The organism is Psychroserpens ponticola (assembly GCF_023556315.2).
GTDB lineage: Bacteria > Bacteroidota > Bacteroidia > Flavobacteriales > Flavobacteriaceae > Psychroserpens > Psychroserpens ponticola.
Genome location: NZ_CP116221.1, coordinates 153,736 through 173,451 on the forward strand (window position 1 = coordinate 153,736; position 19,716 = coordinate 173,451).

Below are 19,716 nucleotides of genomic sequence, written 5' to 3' on the forward strand. Positions count from 1 at the left end.
CTTATTAATAGCTAGTTAAAACTAATTAATAAGTTATGTTGCCAGTATTATATTTAGTAAATACATTACTTTTTTTAGTAAACACAGATAATCTAGATTATGTGCTTTTTAATTTACTCAATACCAAGCTTTTTTGTGAAGCGCTTATTGGAATGGGTTCGGTTTTTAAAACCAATTCATTGATACCAACCGAATCGATATGGTTCACATTTACCCAATAGGAACGATGTGTTTTAATAAAGTTATCCTTGTTTAATTGTTCCGCCATGTATTTTAATGTATGTGGCACTAAGTAGCTTTTGGAAGCTGTATACACATAGCAATAATTATCAAATGCTTTAAGGTACAAAATACTGTCTTGATTAATTTTATGTAATCTACCTTCTGATTTTAACATTAAAAAATCAGAATTTCTTGACTCATAATTATGCCAAGCCAATTCTATATTGCTACGTAATCCAGCTTCGGTAAAAGGTTTTACGATATAACCTAAAGGATTTGTTTGTTTTACTCGAGCTACTGTTTCAGGATCGGTTTGAGAGGTTAAAAAGAGATAAGGAAGTTGCGCTTTGTCTAATTCTAAAGCTAAATCAACGCCATCTTGCGAACCTTCTAATTGAATGTCTATTAGAATTAAATCAGGTTGTAATGTTTTAATATCCTTTATAGCGCTGATAACATCTTCGGCATCGCCAACAATTTTGTAGCCCTGTTTTAACAAGGCAGTTTCTATGGTTGATACAATTAAGGGTTCATCTTCTACAATATAAATTTGTAATGCTTTCAAATTAATCTTGGCTTTTTAGGAAACTATGATAAAGCTAAACCATATCATTTAAAAACTTAGTGAATGATGCTTTATTTTTAGTGACTGCATTTTATATTAAAGAATTATTTAAAGTAGGTTATACTTTTTTATAATTAATGTTGCTTCTGTTCCTTTATTTATTTCAGACCTATAATCTAATGTGGCTTTCAATTTCTTAGATAAAGCTTTCATTAAAGTAATTCCAAAAGATGTACTTTTAACTTCACCTTCAAAGCCTTTGCCATTGTCGATAACTTTTAATATCAAATGCTCATTTTCTTTATAAAACATAATATCTATACTGCTTTTTGAAGTAACTTCATCAAAAGCATGTTTTAAGGTGTTTACAATGAGTTCATTTAAAATTAAACCAATTGGAGTAGTAGTCTCAATGTCTAAAACTAAAGGTTCTGCATTTAAATTATATGAAATTGATTCGGACTTAAACTGATGACTTTCAAAAATATCACGGACCAAATCACTAAAATAATCTTGGGTGTTAATTCCAATTAGTTCATCTTTATTATATAATCTTTGATGAATTAATACCATAGATCGCACTCTGTTTTCAGCTTCTTTGATGGCAATTTTAGCTTCCTTATCTTCAACGTTTTCAGATTGTAAATACAATAAACTAGATACAATTTGAAAGCTGTTTTTTACACGATGATGTGTTTCTTTAAGTAACACGTTTTTTTCATCTACAGAAACTTCAAGTAATTTTTTCTGCTTGGCAAGTTTAATATTCTGCTTTTTATTTCTGTAAAAGAAAAAACCTAAAACTACAGCTAATAAAAGACCTAATACAGCTAAATAAGAATACAATTTACTTTGTTTTTCTTTGGCTTCAAGTTCTAATGCATTTAGTTCTTCAGTTTTATTAAACGCATATTGCATTTCTTGTTGCGTTTGCTTTTTGATGTTATTTTCATTAAAAATAGAATCGTTAGTTTTAGTGAGTAGTTGATAATTTTCTAAAGCTTTATCAAATTGTCCAACAGCTTTATAAGCTTTAGATAAACAATCACATGCTTCAGAAGTTAATTCTAGATTTTCAGACTCTAATGCTAAGACTTTTGCACTTTTACACTCTTGAATAGCTAAATCGTATTTACCAGTTTCAAAATATAGATTTCCACGATAATTTTTTGCAATGGTTAAATTTTCAGTAATGCCTTCTTCTTCATAATATTGATGAGCTTCATTTAAATATGTTAGTGCTTCTGTATAGTTTTTTAACTTAGAATGTGCATTGCCTATATTTAAAGCTGAACTCATAATAAATCGCATTGGAGCTTTGCCTTTTTCTTTAAGTACTTTCCCTTTCTTAAATAGCTCGAGAGCTTCTTTGTATCGATTTTGATTTAAAATCATTTCACCTTTATTGGAAATTATAATTCCAGCATTAACATAGGACTCTAGAGCTAGAGATGCTTTGTAGGCATTGTCATAATACTCGGAAGCTTTATCAAATTCTTCCATTTGATTGTAAAAATTTGCTAAAGAGTTGTTTAAAACAGAACTTTCACCTTTAAATTTATGACGTTGGGTTTCATCTAATTTTAAAGTATCGATTTTATCTAATGAACGTTTAGAATTCAGCATAGTTGCTAAAGCTAATGGTATATTTCCGTGCTTTCTGTAAATGGCGCTTTTGGTCATTAAATTTGATGCTCTTAAAAAAGGCATGGTCTCATCATTAACGTAAGATATAGACTTGTCTAAGTAAACTTCAGCCGAATCTAATTGACTATTGTAATAGAAATAATTACCTAAGGAGTAATAAGAATTAGCATACTGTTTTGGATTATTATTAGTTTTTGAAACGTTAATGGCTTTGTCAATTAAAACACGTGAATCTTTTGAATAACGTAACTGACCAGCATTGCTTGTGAGGACTCTTATTTTTTCAAAATTATCATCGTATGTATCAACAACACGAATTAAGGAATCAATAAATTTTTGTTTATCTGTGTTATTTTGAGACTGCAAAACATATGAAAAACATAACAAGAAAATAAGGTAAATGTATTTCAATTTATTTAAAAATTTAGATGGTTTGTTTCACCAATTTACTCATTTATGCTTTATTAAAATAATCTGATTGAATTTGTTCATTGACACCCTTTTGAAATTTAGTCATACTAAACCATTGGTGTATGGAGTAACTTCCTGTTTCACCTTTCTTGTTCACAGCAATATAACCAACTTGAAAATTTTTATAGTCACTATTTGGTTTGTTTACGATTCTACTAATTGCTTCTTCACATGCGTCTTGAGGCGTTTTTCCTTGTCGCATGAGTTCAACCACTAAAAAGCTACCAACGGTTTTAACTACTTCTTCTCCTAAACCTGTAGCAACACAACCTCCAATTTCGTTATCTACAAACAAGCCAGACCCAATAATTGGCGAATCTCCTACGCGTCCACGCATTTTATAAGCCAATCCACTTGTTGTACATGCTCCCGAAATATCACCATTTTTATCGATTGCTAACATGCCAATAGTATCATGGTTTTCGATATTAATAATAGGTTTGTATTGGGCTTCAACTTTCCATGTTTTCCAAGCTTCTTTTGAAGCATCAGTCAGTAAATCTTCAGCTTTAAATCCTTTTGAAACTGCAAATTGTTTTGCGCCTTCTCCAGCTAGCATGACATGAGGTGTGTCTTCCATGACTTTTCTTGCCACTGAAACTGCATGCATAATGTTTTGAAGATAGACTACAGATCCACAATTACCATGTTTGTCCATAATACAAGCATCAAGTGTTACATTTCCATCGCGATCTGGTAAACCTCCTTTTCCAACAGATTGCCCTTTTTCATTAGCTTCTTCTACCATACAACCTTGTTCTACTGCATCTAAGGCATTGCCTCCAGCTTGTAAAACGTCCATTGCTTTTGCAGTTGCATCTATCACGTGCCAAGTAGCTATAACCATTGGCAATGTTTCTTTAGCTGAAAATCCTGCAACTACTTTTTTGTCTTCGGAAGGTGTGTCAGCACAATTGATAAGTGAACTTCCAACTGTAAGTCCAACTCCTGTAAGCGATGCTTTTTTTATAAAGTTTCTACGTTTCATAGGATTACTTTTTTAGAATTTTTATAACCATACCATAAAATATACCCATAGCAAATGGTAATAAATAGAAATGCAAGTTTGAATCCGAGCTCATCAATTAGGTTCCCACAAATTAATGGAATGATCGCTCCACCAACAATCGCCATGCATAATAATCCAGAGCCTTTAGGTTTCAAATCTCCAATACCATCAATAGCAAGTGTGAAAATGGTTGGAAACATAATTGAGTTAAATAATCCTACTGCTAAAATGCTCCACATTGAAATTAAACCTGAACTAGAAATTGAAATAACAATCAATAGAATTGCAATGCTTGCAAAAATGCCCAAGACTTTCCCTGGCTTCATGATTTTGGTTAAATACGAACCTACAAAACGTCCAATCATTGCTCCAGACCAATAGAAAATTACAAAAATTCCAAGTAATGCCTTTTCGTCTGTACCATCTAAAGATTTAAAGAACATGGTTGCGACAGCATCTGCAATGTTCATTAGTGCTGAACTTTCTCTAATTATTGGAACCATATTCATGTCTTGAAAATAGTTGACTAAAAAGCTGCCAATAGATACTTCAGCACCTACATAAAAGAAAATGCCTAAAACACCAAACATCAGGTTTTTGTTTTTGAATGCTCCAGAATAAGTTCCTGTAAGTGTTTCATCTATTAACTTTGGAAGTCTTGCAAAAAAGAAAATTGAGGCAATTAATATGATGAAAACTGCTAATCCTAAAAAGGGTTTTTGTACTGCTGAAGCTTCAGCAGATAAATATAATTGTTTAGCTTCACTTGTAAGATTTGCAATTTCAGTTTCGGTTTTAATTCGATCGCTTAATATAAATAAAGCACCAACGGGAGGAGCGATTGCAGTTCCTAAGGAGTTAAACGCTTGAGATAAATTTAATCGACTTGAAGCCCCTTCTTCACTACCTAAAACAGTAACAAAAGGATTGGCTGCGACTTGTAAAATGGTGATGCCTCCAGCTAAAATAAAATAAGCGAGAATAAATATTCCGAAGACACGATAAGATGCTGCTGGATAAAAGAGTAAACAGCCTATAGCCATCGTTAACAAGCCGAGAATGATTCCTTTTTTATAGCCAATTTTTGAAAGAATATAACTTGCAGGAACTGATAAGATAAAATATGCACCAAAAAAAGCAAACTGAACCATAATGGCTTGCGCATAACTTAATGTAAAAAGCTCTTTTAGTCTTGGTACTAAAGAATCTACTAAAACAGTAATAAATCCCCAAAGAAAAAATAATGTGGTTAAAAGAATAAACGACGAGCGATATGATTTTTGTTGATTCATATTAATTCGTTTTTTATTTAATTGATATTTCATCTACAAAAATCCAGCTTTTGCCATCTTGAGGATTGCCTAAATGCCAAGTCGGTAACTCTCCCATTTTTTTAGCTATAATTTTGACGTAGCGATAATGTTCTGAAGGAATTTTAAAAGCTAAATTTTTAATGATGATATCTTCATTTTTAAAAGCTGCATCTATTTTTATGGTTTCAATAGATTTGTATTGTGTTCCGTCTTTTGAAACTAAGCATTCTACTTCAGTTGGATAAAAAATCCAAGCACCTTGGTCTTGTAGAAAGTTCACGTTTACATTTTGAATTGGTTTGATACGACCTAAATCGATAGTGGAAATCAAGTCTTCATTCCAATAGCCTTGCCAAGTTCCAGTTCTAAAATCTTGTGTTCCAAAAACACCATCAATTAATGCTTCATTTCCACCAGCATTGTATTGATTTGCATATTCGGTTTCGAGTTTAATTGACAGATTTGGATCTATCTTATAAAATTTGGTTTCGACTGTTGCACTTTTGATTCCGTTGTTTTCAGAATAGACTTTAAGAGTTGTTGGTTCAGAAATAATTAAAGGGTTTTCAAATGCTATAAATTCTGAATTGTCGAAACTGTAAAAAATAGACGCTTCATTATCGACATTATCTAAAATCACTTCAGTTTCACCTTTAAAAGTAACTTCACCTTTTGCAATAAAAGGTACTGGAACAATTAAATGTTCGACAATTTCAGTTTTTGGTTCTTGTCCATCGAGAGTTCCCCAAATAGTTGACTGTCCTGTCATGTGAAATTCTAATAATCCACCTTTCAAGATGTCTTCATGAAATAGATAACTTCTGTTTAATGTTTCACCATTTAAAGAAACATTTTCGATGTATTTATTGGTTTCAGTTAAATTATGAGCAATAATTGAAAATTTCTTTCCATTTTCTAAATTAATAGTTGCTTTGTCAAATAAAGGTGAACTAATAATATACTGGTTACTACCAGGAGTTACAGGATAGAATCCCATTGAAGAAAACACGTACCACGCACTCATTTGTCCGCAATCTTCATTGCCAGAAATACCATCAGGTTCGTTGGTATATAATTCGGTTAATATCTGATGAACTTTCTCCTGAGTTTTATGTGGTTTGTTAACGAAATTATAGAGGTAAGCCATATGATGACTTGGTTCGTTTCCGTGAGCATATTGCCCTATAAGGCCAGTGATGTCAGATTGACTTCTGCCAGAAGTTTCAGCTTGAGCACTAAATAATTCATCGAGTTGCGTTTCTAATTTATCTTTTCCGCCGAGAAGATTAGTAAAACCAGTAATATCTTGAGGCACATAAAAACTGTATTGCCAAGCGTTGGCTTCAGTGTAATTAAAGTTCACTTCATAAGGGTCAAAAGGAGCAAACCACGTATTTCTGAAACGACCTCTCATAAACTGTGTTTCTGAATCGTAACTATTCTTGTAGTACTGTGCTCTTTCAGTATAAGTTTTATAATCTTCTTCTTTTTTCATAGACTTAGCCATTTGAGCAATGGTCCAATCGTCATAAGCATATTCTAAGGTTTTAGACACGGATTCGCTTTCTTCTTCCACAGGAATAAATCCAAATGTTTTATAAGATTTAAGTCCGAGTTTATCTCGAGTTGCCGAATGTTTCATCGCTTCAAACGCTTTTTCAACGTTATAATCATTTATACCTTTTAAATAAGCATCAACAATTACTGGAGCCGCATGGTAGCCAATCATACAACCTGTATAATTCGCACTTAAGTCCCAGATTGGCATGATACCACCTTCTTCATATTTAGCGATAAAAGTATTGATAAAGTCATTAGTTCGATCTTGTTCGATAATAGTATATAATGGATGTGCGGCACGATAAGTGTCCCAAAGTGAGAATACTGTGTAATAATCAAAATTTGAGGTTTCATGAATTTTTAAGTCTATGCCTCGATAACGGCCATCTACATCTTGGTATAAATTTGGAGCTATCATTGTGTGGTACAATGCAGTATAAAAATTGGTTTTGTGATCTTCGTTTTGTGATTCAATAACTATTTTTTCAAGTTGCGTTTCCCATTTCTTTTGTGCTTCTGTTTTTATTTGCTCAAAGGTTTTGCTGCCTATTTCGGCTTCGAGATTTTTAAGAGCACCTTCTTGGTCAACTGCACTAATACCAATTTTTACAAAAACGGGTTCATTAGTCGAATTGTCAAATTCAATAGCTGCTTTTTTACTAATATATTTATAGTTTTTAGAGATAGGAGCACCTCTTTCTAGGTATGTAATATTCTTGATAGGTTTTGAAAAACGAATTGTATAAAACAAGCGTTGATCTGTTGCCCAAGCTTTAGAATGTCTGAATCCAGTAATTGTAGAATCGTTAATCATTTGGATTCTATAGTCTAACAATTCATCACGATGGTCTAAATCTAAGATGACATATTGGTTTCTTGAAGATGGATAATTATATTTATGAATGCCACTTCGATTAGAAACAGTTAATGCTACTTCAATGTTTGTAGAATCTAAAAGCACTTTATAAAAACCAGCTTCAGCAGTTTCATTGTCATGCGAAAAGTGCGCACGATAACCCGATTTTCCGTCGCTACCATTATTAAAGTTGATTGTATTTGTGGGCATCAAAAGGATGTCGCCATAATCACTTACACCTGTTCCGCTTAGGTGTGTGTGAGAAAACCCATAAATATAGTCGTCGCTATAGTGATAACCAGAACAACCATCCCAACCAACTAATCTTGTGTCTGGACTAAGTTGCATCATTCCAAACGGCATTGAGGCACCAGGATAGGTGTGACCATGACCTCCAGTTCCAATAAAAGGGTTTATATAATTAATAAGTTCTGTATCTTTTTTTGCGATATATGTCTCAGAATCAGGGTTACAACTCGATAAAATGAAAGCTATAAAAACAAAAGAAAAAAGTAATCTCATGAAAGGCTTTTTTATTCGAATGAAAAGATAGTAAATCTTAAGGTATAGTTAAATATGTTTTTCATCTATATAGTTACATTTTAAAATGGGTTACCTTTGAAAAAACTACAGGTATGGTGCGTTGGATTATCTTTATTTTAATCTATTTTCTTTTTTCAGTATATGGTTATCAAGCCATTAAAACAGTAACTAAAATAAGTTGGTTGCATTATCTTTTTATAGCTATTGCAATTATAGTAGCAGGGAATTTTATTTATCAATTTTCGGTAGGAGCTGAAGGTCGAGTTCTTAATCCTGCCAAAAGTTATGCTTTTGGATTTTTACTGGCTTTTATGTCTTTAAATTTAATTATTGTACCTATCCTGATTGGAGAAGATATTATTCGAGTTTTTCTAGGTGTGTATGACAAACTTTTTGCAACAAAAGAATCATTCTACTTACCGTCAAGACGAAAGTTTATTAGTACTGTCGCACTTGGATTAGCTGCAATACCATTTGCATCTTTGCTTTATGGAATGTATAGAGGGAAATATCGATTTAGAGTTTTAGATTATGTGCTTCACTTTGAAGACTTACCTGAGGCTTTTGATGGTTATAAAATCACTCAAATTAGTGATATCCATTCCGGAAGTTTTGACAACAGAGAAAAGATAAAGTATGGTATTGACTTGATTAATGAACAACAGTCAGATGTGATTATGTTTACTGGTGATATGGTAAACAACAAAGCTTCAGAAATGTTGCCTTGGAAAGATCTTTTTGGCACATTGAAGGCTAAAGATGGTGTGTTTTCAGTTTTAGGAAACCATGATTATGGCGATTATGTAAGTTGGGATACAAAGGAAGAGAAAGCTCGAAATCTAGATGCTTTAAAAGCACTTCAAAAAGAAATGGGTTATAATTTGTTATTAAATGAATCTCATTTTTTAGAACGAAATGGAGAACGAATTGCTATTGTAGGTGTAGAAAATTGGGGAAAAGGTGGATTTAAAAAAGCTGGAGATTTGAAGAAGGCATCTGCACAAGTCGCTTCTGAAGATTTTAAAATATTAATGAGCCATGATCCTAGTCATTGGGAAGCTGAGGTTGTAAATGATGAATACCATTACCATTTAACTTTGAGTGGTCATACACATGGGATGCAATTTGGTATTGAAATTCCTGGTTGGATAAAATGGAGTCCTGTAAAATGGAGGTATAAACATTGGGCTGGAATTTATAAAGAATTAGGACAATATATAAATGTAAATAGAGGATTTGGTTATTTAGGTTATCCTGGTCGAGTTGGAATTTGGCCTGAGGTAACTGTGATTACACTTAAAAAAGGCTCAAATAATGCATAATAGTGTGGAAATGTTATATTTGTAGTAACATGTTTAATTTAAAAGTTTAAACGTATGTCAAAATTTGGGGAACTTATAGATGTTGATATTCCTGTTTTATTGGATTTTTTCACTGAATGGAATGAACAATCTACAGCAATGCATCCTGTAATGCGTGATGTAGCAGCAGCTCTTGGTGATAAAGCTAAGGTTATAAAAATAGATGTTGATAAGAACAAAGAATTAGCTGAAGCACTTCGTGTTAAAGGCTTGCCAACACTTATTATTTATAAAAATGGCGAAATGAAATGGCGTCATAGTGGAGAACAAGATGCTAATACACTTATTGGGATTGTTCAAGAGTTTCTTTAGAAATTCAAGGATTTAAAGTTAAAACCAGCTTCGCTAAAATATTCCAAAACTTTCGGAAGTGCATACATCATATTTTTTGATGCTTTTATGCTATCGTGAAAAACGATAATACTACCTTTTTTGCTTTTTGAAATGACATTGTTTAAACACTCTTCTCTTGAAGTTTCTTTCTGCCAATCGAAAGATAATACGTCCCACATAATAACTTTATAATTTAAAGCAATTAGTTTTTTGCCTTGTTTTGGTTTTATTTGTCCGTATGGAGGCCTAAATAAATGAGATCTTTCAGATCGTTGTAGTTCTATTTGCTTTTCAGCCTGTAGAACTTCTGAAATATAGGTTTTGGTTTTTGTTTTCCAACCTTTAACATGGTGTTGGGTGTGATTTCCTATCGTGTGACCTGCTTTTATAATGTTTTGAAATATCTCAGGATGCTTTTCAATATTTGCACCAATACAAAAAAACGTAGCTTTTGCGTTATACTGTTTGAGTATGTCTAAGGTCCAATTTGTGACTTTTGGAGTTGGTCCATCATCAAAAGTCAAATATAATTCTTTAGTATTGGTTGGAATATCCCAAACATAATTTGGAAACATTTTTTTTGCTACTAATGGCGTTTTAACAGGTGTGATTTTCACAATTCACTATTGATCTAATTTTAGAATACTATCTATAGTATCTTTTGCAATATCAACATCTTCTCTTAAGTAATCATCATCAACAGGCTCATCTTCATCAGTAAAATGCCTAAAGAGTCTAAGATAATTGTTGAATTTCTCTGTTTCTTTTAATGCTAACTCCTTATCATCATAAATGACCAGCAAATCAACTAATCCTCTATAGCGCTCAATATCTGAAACAATTTCGTCGAGATATCGTGTTTGATTTTCAATTGATAGTTCGCTGTAATACTTTAAACTTTCTTGATATTTTATTGCAATATCTTGGTACAGTTTTCTAGCTTTTTCGGTCTTTTCAATTTCAAAATATGCACCAATATAAGGCTCTAGTAAAGTGTAATATCCAAATTTATCAACAGGCATTTTTTCCATTGCTAAATCGGCTATTTTTTCTGCTTTATCTGGTTGGTCTTCATTAATAAGTTGTTCTATTAAACGAGCAAGATTACCTCTATAAGTTATGCCGTTTTTTCGAGTTTCAACATCATGGTAAATAGCGTCACTACCACTATTTCCCCAGCCCCAAGACATTACTTTTTCGTACATCAATTCAGAATCAATTCGACCCATATCAAATGGATTAGCTCTATCAATAGCTGTTTTAATAGGTACTAATTTGTAACACAAACCATCTAATTGAAGGAAATCTTTCATCCAAATATAATCTTCATCACTAAAAGCACCTCCTGTGAAATATATAGGACGTTTCCAATCGTTATTTGCTACGATATCTAACATCAATAATCTGTTTTTGTATAAAGCACTACTTTTAATCTCAACGTCTAAATAAGGTAGTATTTTATCAGCATCTTTATGCTTAACTATACCATTGTCTAAAACAGTTTGTTTGTCAACAGGAACTCTAATATATCTCGTTGGGAAATAATTTGAATTCAGCAATTGTGATGGATAACCACTAGGATCTTCACCTTCACGCTGTAAAATGTATTTCAGTTTATATTTAGGGTCATCATTAGCAATAAAATTCATGAAGTCTTTTATCATTAACGTGTCATCTGTAATTTCTCGCCTCATTACATAATCTCTAGTTCCGTATTTATACTGATCATGAGTCAATTGAGAAGGAATTGGGTCACTTTCGTATGCTTTTCGTTTCATTTGATCAATATACCAATCGGTTTGAAACAGACTTGTATTAACAACTCTAACATCAGTTCGAACACCTTCAATTTCTTGCAAATACCAAAGAGGGAAACTGTCGTTGTCACCAATGGTGAAAAGTATTGCATTTTGTGCACAAGATTCTAAATATTGTCTTGCCATGGCATTGGCAGTATACTTGTCAGATCTATCGTGGTCGTCCCAATTATTAGCTGCTAAAATACCAGGAACTAAAACCAAACAAGCGATAGTGATCGTTGGAGCTAAAAACTTTGAGGTCACTTGAGTTCTTAAAAGATCATAAATGGCATAAACTCCAAAGCCAATCCAAATTGCAAACACATAAAAAGATCCTACTACAGAGTAGTCTCGTTCCCTTGGTTCAAATGGTCTTACATTGGTATAAAATTGAATAGCCAATCCTGTAAACAAAAAGAATACTAGCATCACCCAAAACCGTTTAGGATCTTTAGACATGAGATAAAAGAATCCAATAAGTCCTAATAAAAATGGAAGGAAATAATAGGTGTTTCTAGCTTTGTTGTTTTCAACATCACTAGGCAAATTGTCTTGAGACATACCTAGATGAATTTCATCTATAAAATCAATTCCGCTAATCCAATTACCATGTAAATCTGTATATTTTCCTTGAATATCGTCTTGACGTCCTGTGAAATTCCACATAAAATATCGCCAATACATATAGCCTAATTGATAATCTATCATGTAATGAAAATTATCTAAAAGAGAAGGTTTTTCGATATCTAAATATTGTTGCCCAAATTGTTTCAGAAACATATGATAATCTTCATAATCAACTTGACCTTCCATAACATCCTTTCTGAAGGCATTTACTTGTTCTTTAATGCTATTCACTCTTAAGTTAGAATACTGACTTGCTTCGTCATTTGGATAGCCTTGAGCAATGGCATCATTGTAAAGTGTAATACCTAAATCGGGTTTGATTTTGAACTCAAGTAAATTGGTAAACATCATATAGTTTTCAGCATGTTCTGTGCTCCACATACGTGGCAAAACTGCTGCTTGAACAGAATTGTAATTTTGCTTGGAATTTTTATATTCATTTACAATGACATACTCGCCTTTATCATAGTCTTTTTCATATTTAGGTTTATCATCAATGTAAGGGTTGTTTTCATCTAAACCTGTATACTGTTCTGTAAAAAGTGGACCATAAAACAAGTGTGTTTCAGGATATTGTTCTAAGTTATAATATGCTAGAAGCTCTCTTGCACTTGATGGGTTATTTTCGTTAATAATTACATTTGCATTTGCTCTTATTGGTAGCATTAGCCATGATGAAAATCCGATAAAAATGAAGATTAAACACAAAATAAGAGTGTTGGCATATTTTAAGCCTTTCTTCTTTGTTTTTTTTAAACTGAAATAAAATATTGCAATTAGTGTTAATCCAGCAATTATCGACCCCGAATTAAAAGGTAAGCCTATAGTGTTGACGAAGAATATTTCTGATACACTAAATAATTTTAAGGCATTTGGAAGCAGTAATTTAAATATGAATAATAAGATGGCAACTGCAACTACATTTGCTACTATAAAATTCTTAGGATTGACCTTTTTATAATTCTTGAAAAAGTAAATTAAGCCAAGAGCAGGTATGGTTAAAAGTCCCATAAAGTGTACGCCAAATGAAAGTCCGATTACAAATGCAATTAAGATTAACCATTTATGACCTCTAGGCTTGTTCATGTCTTGTTCCCAGCGTAAACCTAAATAAAACAAAATCGCCATAATTAGTGTAGCCATTGCATACACTTCAGTTTCAACAGCATTAAACCAAAACGAATCAGTAAATGTAAATGCTAAACTGCCAACAAAAGCACTACCTAGAATTGCAATTGATCCATTTTGAGTGACTTCACCTTCATTAGATACTAGTTTTTTTAATAATAAACTAATTGTCCAAAACATGAAAAGGATAGTGAAAGCACTAGCAACGCCACTCATCATGTTCATCATCATACCAATTAATTCATTATTCCCAAAAGTAAAAATCGAGAAAAAAGCACCTAAGATTTGAAACAAAGGAGCTCCAGGTGGATGCCCAACTTGTAACTTTGAAGAAGTTAAGATGTATTCGCCAGCATCCCAGAAACTTACAGTGGGTTCAATGGTTAATGCATATGTAATCAATGCTATTGTAAACGTAAACCATCCTAAAATGGTATTCCATTTCTTGAAGTTGAAATGTGTCATATTCAAGGTCTATTAGTGCGAGCGAATTTAGTAATAATTATATGAAACGCTCAAGTTTTTAAGTAAACGTTATACTTTTTTGATTATTTTATAGAATTTTGTTTGTACAAATAAAACTTTGTACTAAATTTGCACCCTCTTTAAGAGATTGGCCTATGGTGTAACTGGCAACACATTGGTTTTTGGTACCAAAGAGTCTAGGTTCGATCCCTAGTGGGCCAACAAAAAAGTCTTCCAATTATTTGGAAGACTTTTTCTTTTATAAATTTGTTTGTTATATTTTGAATGTAATTACTGGTCTATTGGCATGATTTACTAAATCCTCACTAATACTTCCATTAAAAAAATGTGCAATACCTTGCCTGCCATGTGTGCTAATCCCAATAAGATCTGCGTCAATATCTTTTGAAAAGTTTAAAATCCCTTTTTCAACACTATCATCATTATATATGTTGATCGTATAATTTTTAAAGCTATAATCTTCTATAAAAGTATTAATACGCTCTTTTGCATTTTTAGTAGTTGTAAAATTACCTGCAGTATTTACCATTAACAAATGAACCTTAGCTCCAAATGCTGTAGCAAATTCAGATGCTTGACGATAGGTTTCTTTACTGTCATTTTTGAAATCTGAAGCAAAGACCAAATCGTCTATGCTAAATTCCTCATGCTCGTTTTTTATAACTAATACAGGTATGTCAGACATTCTAACAACCTTTTCAGCGTTAGAGCCAACAAACATTTCTTTAAAACCACTAGCACCATGTGAACCCATGATAATTATTTCTGCACCTTGCTCATGACATATATCTGTAACATTATTAAATGATGCTTCAGGTTTAACAATTTCATGAACAGTAATATCTTTTAAATAATCACTTTCCATAATTTCTTCAAACTTTTTATGAGCCATTTTCATAAAAAACATTACCTCTGGAACTTCAACATGCGAATTTACAGCATCAATTTCTTGCATTGGAATTTCTAACATGTGTAATAAATAAATTTCACTACCATGCTTCTTTGCAATCTGCGCAGCTACTTTTAATGCGTTTTCTGCTTCTTGTGAAAAGTCTGTTGGAACTAATATTTTTTTCATAAAGTTTAAGGTTGATTTTAATTACCTAAATTTAATAATAAAAATCGACATATCACAGCTTGGTGAAATCAATATAATTATTGTATATTTGCAGCGTTGTTTGAAGAAAAAAGAATAATGAGCGGACGGGAAGTCCGCTCTTTTTATACTAAAAATGTTCAGAGATTCCGTAAAAAAATTATTAGAAGAAGGTCTAAGTGAAAGAGAAGACCTGTTTTTAGTCGATTTTGATATGTCAGGAGATAATATCATTAAGGTTGTAATAGATGGCGACAATGGAGTGCTTGTTGAAGATTGCATGTTTATTAGTAGAGCAATAGAGCATAATCTGGATAGAGAAGAACAAGATTTTTCTTTAGAAGTGTTGTCAGCAGGAGCAACGTCACCTTTAATCAATAAAAGACAATACAAAAAGAATATTGGCAGAACATTGAGTGTGAAAACAATAAATGATGAAGCTATTGAAGGTAAACTAACAGAAGTTAATGATGAAAAAATTCTTCTGGAGTGGAAAACAAGAGAGCCAAAACCAATTGGGAAAGGCAAAGTAACTGTAAAAAAGCAAGCTGAATTATCATACGATACGATAAGTACAGCTCAAGTTGTAATAAAATTTTAATTCATAAGAATAATGGAAAATATTGCGTTAATTGATTCTTTTTCAGAGTTTAAAGACGAAAAGTTAATCGATCGTGTAACGTTAATGGCGATTTTAGAAGATGTGTTGAGAAATGCCTTAAAGAAAAAGTATGGCGACGATGATAACTTTGATATTATTATCAATCCAGATAAAGGTGATTTAGAGATTTGGAGAAATAGAATCGTTGTTGCAGATGATGAAGTTGAAGAACCAAACCAAGAAATAGCATTATCTGAAGCACAAAAAATAGAACCTGATTTTGAAGTTGGTGAAGATGTCGCTGAAGAAGTTAAACTAGTTGATTTAGGTCGTCGTTCGATTTTAGCATTAAGACAAAACTTAATTTCTAAAATTCACGAACATGATAATACCAACATCTATAAGCAGTTTAAAGATTTAGAAGGGGAAATTTATTCTGCTGAAGTACATCACATTCGTCACAGAGCTATCATTTTATTAGATGATGATGGTAACGAAATTATTCTTCCAAAGGATAAGCAAATTCCTTCTGATTTCTTTAGAAAAGGAGAAAATGTGAGAGGCATTATTGAAAGTGTAGAGCTCAAAGGAAACAAGCCAGCAATTATTATGTCAAGAACGGCTCCTGTTTTCCTTGAAAAATTATTTGAACAAGAAATTCCTGAAGTATTTGATGGTTTAATTACGATTAAAAAAGTAGTACGTATTCCTGGTGAAAAAGCAAAAGTTGCTGTTGATTCTTATGATGATAGAATTGATCCTGTAGGTGCTTGTGTTGGTATGAAAGGTTCAAGAATTCATGGTATTGTACGTGAATTAGGAAATGAAAATATTGATGTTATCAATTTCACAAATAATCTTAATCTTTTTATCACAAGAGCATTAAGTCCTGCAAGAGTAACTTCAATTAAAATTAATGAAGAAACAAAACGTGCTGAAGTTTTATTAAAACCTGAAGAAGTTTCTAAAGCTATTGGTAGAGGTGGTCATAATATTAGACTAGCTGGTCAATTAACTGGTTATGAGATTGATGTGTTTAGAGAAGGTGCTGAGGAAGATGTCGAGTTAAATGAATTTACTGACGAAATTGAAGGCTGGATTATTGAAGAATTTAGTAAAGCAGGTTTAGATACTGCAAAAAGTATTTTAGAACAAGATGTAGTAGATCTTGTAAAGCGTACAGATTTAGAAGAAGAAACAATATTAGATGTTATTAGAATTCTTAAAGAAGAATTCGAAGAATAATACTAGCTTAACATTGTAAAGTTAATTTGGTATAAAAGATTTTTAAGTTATATTATAAGCGATTTATGGCTCAAACAAGATTAAATAAAGTATTACGAGAACTCAATATTTCTATTGATCGTGCTGTTGATTTTTTAGAATCAAAAGGCGTCGAAATAGAGAAGAGTCCTAATACCAAAATATCAGAGGACGTTTACACAATTCTTTCCAATGAATTTCAAACGGATGCTAATAAAAAAATGGCGTCGCAGGAAGTTAGTGAAGCAAAACTAAAGGAAAAGGAAGAATTGCGCGAACAGAGAGAGCGTGAGTTAGAAGAAAAGGCTAAAGAAGAAGAGAGAAAGAGTAAAGAAGTTGTTAAAGCAAAAGCTGAACTTAGTGGTCCCAAACAAGTTGGTAAAATAGACTTAGACAAACCTAAAAAAGTAGCTGAACCAAAGCCTGAAGAACCTAAGGAAGATAAAAAACCTGAAGTTAAAAAGGAAGAAGTTAAAGAAGATGCTCCAAAAACTGAAGCATCACCTAAAAAAGAGGAAACTCCTAAGAAGGTAGAAGAAACGCCTAAGAAGGCGGATCATAAAGTTAAAGAAGAACCTAAGAAAGAAGTTAAAGACGAGTCTCCGAGTGAGCCTGTAGATGAAACCTTAAAAACGCAATACAAAAAGCTAACAGGCCCTAAAATTGCTGGAGAAAAAATTGACCTTTCTAAGTTTAATAAGCCTAAAAAGAAAAAAGAAGAAAAGAAACCAGCTGATAATAAAACGGGTTCTGGTGACGCAAATAAAAAGAAAAGAAGACGTATTAGTAAAGGGCCAGGATCTCCTGGAGGAAATGCTGGTTATGGAAACAGAGGCGGAAACCAAAGAGGTGGTTATAAAGGAAAAGGAAAACGTACAACAACAGTTAAAGAAGAGCCAAGTGCAGAAGAAGTTCAAAAGCAAGTACGAGAAACGCTAGAAAAACTTCAAGGTAAATCGAGCAAAGGAAAAGGCGCAAAATATAGAAGAGAAAAAAGAGAACAACATAGAGAACAAACAGAAATTGATCAGAAAATTGAAGATGCGGAAAGCAAAATTCTTAAAGTAACAGAGTTTGTTACTGCTAATGAAGTTGCTACCATGATGAATGTTTCTGTGACTGAAATTATTTCGGCATGTATGTCACTCGGTATGATGGTGACCATGAACCAACGTTTAGATGCTGAAACTTTATCGGTTGTGGCTGATGAATTTGGTTATAATGTTGATTTTATTACTGCTGATATTGAAGAATCTATTGAAGAGATCGAAGATAAACCAGAAGATTTAGTATCACGTGCTCCTATTATTACAGTTATGGGTCATGTAGATCATGGTAAAACATCGCTTCTAGATTATATTCGTAAAGAAAATGTAATCGCTGGAGAATCTGGTGGAATTACACAGCATATAGGTGCTTATGGTGTTCAATTAGAAAATGGACAAAAAATAGCATTCCTAGATACACCAGGTCACGAAGCCTTTACAGCCATGCGTGCTCGTGGTGCTCAAGTAACCGATTTAGCAATTATTGTTGTTGCAGCAGATGATTCAATCATGCCGCAAACTAAAGAAGCTATTGCTCATGCTCAAGCAGCAGAAGTGCCAATAGTTTTTGCAATTAATAAAATTGATAAAGAAGGTGCAAATCCTGAAAAAGTAAAAGAAGGCTTGGCACAAATGAATTTATTAGTTGAAGATTGGGGAGGGAAAATCCAATCCCATGATATTTCAGCTAAAAATGGAACTGGTGTTAAAGAATTATTAGAAAAAGTATTGCTTGAAGCTGAATTATTAGAGTTAAAAGCAAATCCAAATAAATTAGCAAACGGAACTGTTGTTGAAGCCTTTTTAGATAAAGGTCGTGGATACGTATCAACAATTTTAGTTCAAGCTGGAACATTAAAAGTTGGTGATTACGTACTTGCTGGTAAAAACAGTGGTAAAGTAAAAGCAATGCATGATGAACGTGGCAATGAAGTTAAAGTTGCTGGACCATCAACTCCTGTATCAATATTAGGATTAGATGGAGCGCCTCAAGCGGGTGATAAGTTTAATGTGTTTGAAGATGAAAGAGAAGCTAAGCAAATTGCAGCAAAACGTACACAGTTACAACGTGAACAATCTGTTAGAACGCAACGTCATATTACTCTTGATGAAATCGGACGTCGAATTGCACTTGGTGATTTCCAAGAATTAAATATCATTCTTAAAGGTGATGTAGATGGTTCTGTTGAAGCATTAACAGATTCATTCCAAAAATTATCTACTGAAGAAATTCAAGTTAATATCATACATAAAGGTGTTGGAGCCATTACCGAAAGTGATGTCTTATTAGCAACAGCTTCTGATGCAATTATTATCGGATTTAATGTGAGACCAATGGGTAATGCACGTCAAATTGCAGATAACGAAGAAATTGATATCAGAACATACTCTATTATCTATGACGCCATCAATGATTTGAAAGATGCGATGGAAGGTATGTTGTCTCCAGAGCTTAAAGAAGAAATTACTGGTACAGCAGAAATTAGAGAAACCTTTAAGATTTCTAAAATTGGAACTATTGCTGGTTGTATGGTAACTAATGGTAAGATCTATAGAAGTTCAGGAATTCGTTTAATTCGTGATGGTGTTGTAATTCACACTGGCGAATTAACATCATTAAAACGTTTTAAAGATGATGCCAAAGAAGTTGCAAAAGGTTACGATTGTGGTTTGCAATTAAAAAATTACAATGATATTCAAATTGATGATGTTATCGAAGCTTTCCAAGAAGTAGAAGTTAAAAAGAAATTGAAATAATCAATGTCACTTTGACTGATTGTGATTTTATC

At 32.7% G+C, this 19,716-nt stretch carries 13 protein-coding genes and 1 tRNA gene; 6 read left to right on the top strand and 8 right to left on the bottom strand.

The features are described from left to right. Positions 1-97 precede the first annotated feature (97 nt). The 5 genes from MUN68_RS00650 to MUN68_RS00670 all read right to left on the bottom strand — a co-directional run bounded on the left by MUN68_RS00650 (position 98) and on the right by MUN68_RS00670 (position 8,165). The gene (locus tag MUN68_RS00650; protein WP_249996441.1) at positions 98-787 is read right to left on the bottom strand and encodes a LytR/AlgR family response regulator transcription factor; all 690 of its coding nucleotides are present in this window, start codon (positions 785-787) and stop codon (positions 98-100) included. Between the two features lie 108 nt (positions 788-895). After that, positions 896-2,845 (bottom strand): tetratricopeptide repeat-containing sensor histidine kinase, encoded by a 1,950-nt coding sequence (locus MUN68_RS00655; RefSeq protein ID WP_249996442.1) that lies wholly within the window; start codon positions 2,843-2,845, stop codon positions 896-898. A 43-nt stretch (positions 2,846-2,888) separates the two neighbouring features. Next, positions 2,889-3,893: a N(4)-(beta-N-acetylglucosaminyl)-L-asparaginase gene (locus MUN68_RS00660; protein ID WP_249996443.1), complete on the bottom strand. Its 1,005-nt coding sequence runs from the start codon at positions 3,891-3,893 to the stop codon at positions 2,889-2,891. Beyond that, complete coding sequence (locus tag MUN68_RS00665; protein ID WP_249996444.1) at positions 3,890-5,206, bottom strand: sugar MFS transporter; 1,317 nt, start codon at positions 5,204-5,206, stop codon at positions 3,890-3,892. Before MUN68_RS00665 ends, MUN68_RS00660 begins: the two co-directional genes overlap by 4 nt. Before the next feature lie 13 nt (positions 5,207-5,219). Next, complete coding sequence (locus MUN68_RS00670) at positions 5,220-8,165, bottom strand: GH92 family glycosyl hydrolase (RefSeq protein WP_249996445.1); 2,946 nt, start codon at positions 8,163-8,165, stop codon at positions 5,220-5,222. A 113-nt stretch (positions 8,166-8,278) separates the two neighbouring features. Between MUN68_RS00670 and MUN68_RS00675 the strand changes: the two genes are divergently transcribed. Both MUN68_RS00675 and MUN68_RS00680 read left to right on the top strand, forming a co-directional pair. Then, positions 8,279-9,508 (top strand): metallophosphoesterase, encoded by a 1,230-nt coding sequence (locus MUN68_RS00675; protein ID WP_249996446.1) that lies wholly within the window; start codon positions 8,279-8,281, stop codon positions 9,506-9,508. A 54-nt stretch (positions 9,509-9,562) separates the two neighbouring features. Continuing rightward, entirely contained in the window at positions 9,563-9,859 is a 297-nt protein-coding gene (locus MUN68_RS00680; protein WP_033957573.1) for a thioredoxin family protein, read from the top strand. Here MUN68_RS00680 and MUN68_RS00685 read toward each other — a convergent pair. Together MUN68_RS00685 and MUN68_RS00690 are read right to left on the bottom strand one after the other, a co-directional pair. After that, positions 9,856-10,497: a polysaccharide deacetylase family protein gene (locus MUN68_RS00685; RefSeq protein WP_249996447.1), complete on the bottom strand. Its 642-nt coding sequence runs from the start codon at positions 10,495-10,497 to the stop codon at positions 9,856-9,858. The two genes, MUN68_RS00680 and MUN68_RS00685, sit on opposite strands and share 4 nt — an antisense overlap. A gap of 6 nt (positions 10,498-10,503) precedes the next feature. Then, positions 10,504-13,899: a glycosyltransferase family 117 protein gene (locus MUN68_RS00690; RefSeq protein WP_249996448.1), complete on the bottom strand. Its 3,396-nt coding sequence runs from the start codon at positions 13,897-13,899 to the stop codon at positions 10,504-10,506. A gap of 149 nt (positions 13,900-14,048) precedes the next feature. Between MUN68_RS00690 and MUN68_RS00695 the strand changes: the two genes are divergently transcribed. Then, positions 14,049-14,121 (top strand) — tRNA-Gln (locus MUN68_RS00695). Positions 14,122-14,173: 52 nt separating this feature from the next. Here MUN68_RS00695 and MUN68_RS00700 read toward each other — a convergent pair. Beyond that, positions 14,174-14,998 carry a universal stress protein gene (locus MUN68_RS00700; protein ID WP_249996449.1) on the bottom strand — a complete coding sequence of 275 codons (825 nt, stop codon included), beginning with the start codon at positions 14,996-14,998 and terminating at the stop codon, positions 14,174-14,176. Between the two features lie 154 nt (positions 14,999-15,152). On the opposite strand from MUN68_RS00700, the gene rimP reads away from it, so the two are divergent. The 3 genes from rimP (at position 15,153) to infB (ending at position 19,684) form a co-directional block, all read left to right on the top strand. Beyond that, entirely contained in the window at positions 15,153-15,617 is a 465-nt protein-coding gene (rimP, locus tag MUN68_RS00705; RefSeq protein WP_249996450.1) for a ribosome assembly cofactor RimP, read from the top strand. A 12-nt stretch (positions 15,618-15,629) separates the two neighbouring features. Continuing rightward, on the top strand, positions 15,630-16,862 hold the full coding sequence (gene nusA / locus MUN68_RS00710) for a transcription termination factor NusA (RefSeq protein ID WP_249996451.1): 1,233 nt from the start codon (positions 15,630-15,632) through the stop codon (positions 16,860-16,862). Between the two features lie 65 nt (positions 16,863-16,927). Beyond that, positions 16,928-19,684, top strand: coding sequence for a translation initiation factor IF-2 (infB, locus tag MUN68_RS00715; protein WP_249996452.1), 2,757 nt, complete (start codon positions 16,928-16,930; stop codon positions 19,682-19,684). The last annotated feature ends 32 nt before the right edge of the window (positions 19,685-19,716 follow it).

What these genes read in the sequence shown, in the direction of transcription:
- MUN68_RS00660 (WP_249996443.1), bottom strand. Translation starts at nt 3,893, where the DNA reads ATGAAACGTAGAAACTTTATAAAAAAAGCATCGCTTACAGGAGTTGGA.
- MUN68_RS00665 (WP_249996444.1), bottom strand. Translation starts at nt 5,206, where the DNA reads ATGAATCAACAAAAATCATATCGCTCGTCGTTTATTCTTTTAACCACA.
- MUN68_RS00670 (WP_249996445.1), bottom strand. Translation starts at nt 8,165, where the DNA reads ATGAGATTACTTTTTTCTTTTGTTTTTATAGCTTTCATTTTATCGAGT.
- MUN68_RS00675 (WP_249996446.1), top strand. Translation starts at nt 8,279, where the DNA reads ATGGTGCGTTGGATTATCTTTATTTTAATCTATTTTCTTTTTTCAGTA.
- MUN68_RS00680 (WP_033957573.1), top strand. Translation starts at nt 9,563, where the DNA reads ATGTCAAAATTTGGGGAACTTATAGATGTTGATATTCCTGTTTTATTG.
- MUN68_RS00690 (WP_249996448.1), bottom strand. Translation starts at nt 13,899, where the DNA reads ATGACACATTTCAACTTCAAGAAATGGAATACCATTTTAGGATGGTTT.
- MUN68_RS00700 (WP_249996449.1), bottom strand. Translation starts at nt 14,998, where the DNA reads ATGAAAAAAATATTAGTTCCAACAGACTTTTCACAAGAAGCAGAAAAC.
- rimP (WP_249996450.1), top strand. Translation starts at nt 15,153, where the DNA reads ATGTTCAGAGATTCCGTAAAAAAATTATTAGAAGAAGGTCTAAGTGAA.
- nusA (WP_249996451.1), top strand. Translation starts at nt 15,630, where the DNA reads ATGGAAAATATTGCGTTAATTGATTCTTTTTCAGAGTTTAAAGACGAA.
- infB (WP_249996452.1), top strand. Translation starts at nt 16,928, where the DNA reads ATGGCTCAAACAAGATTAAATAAAGTATTACGAGAACTCAATATTTCT.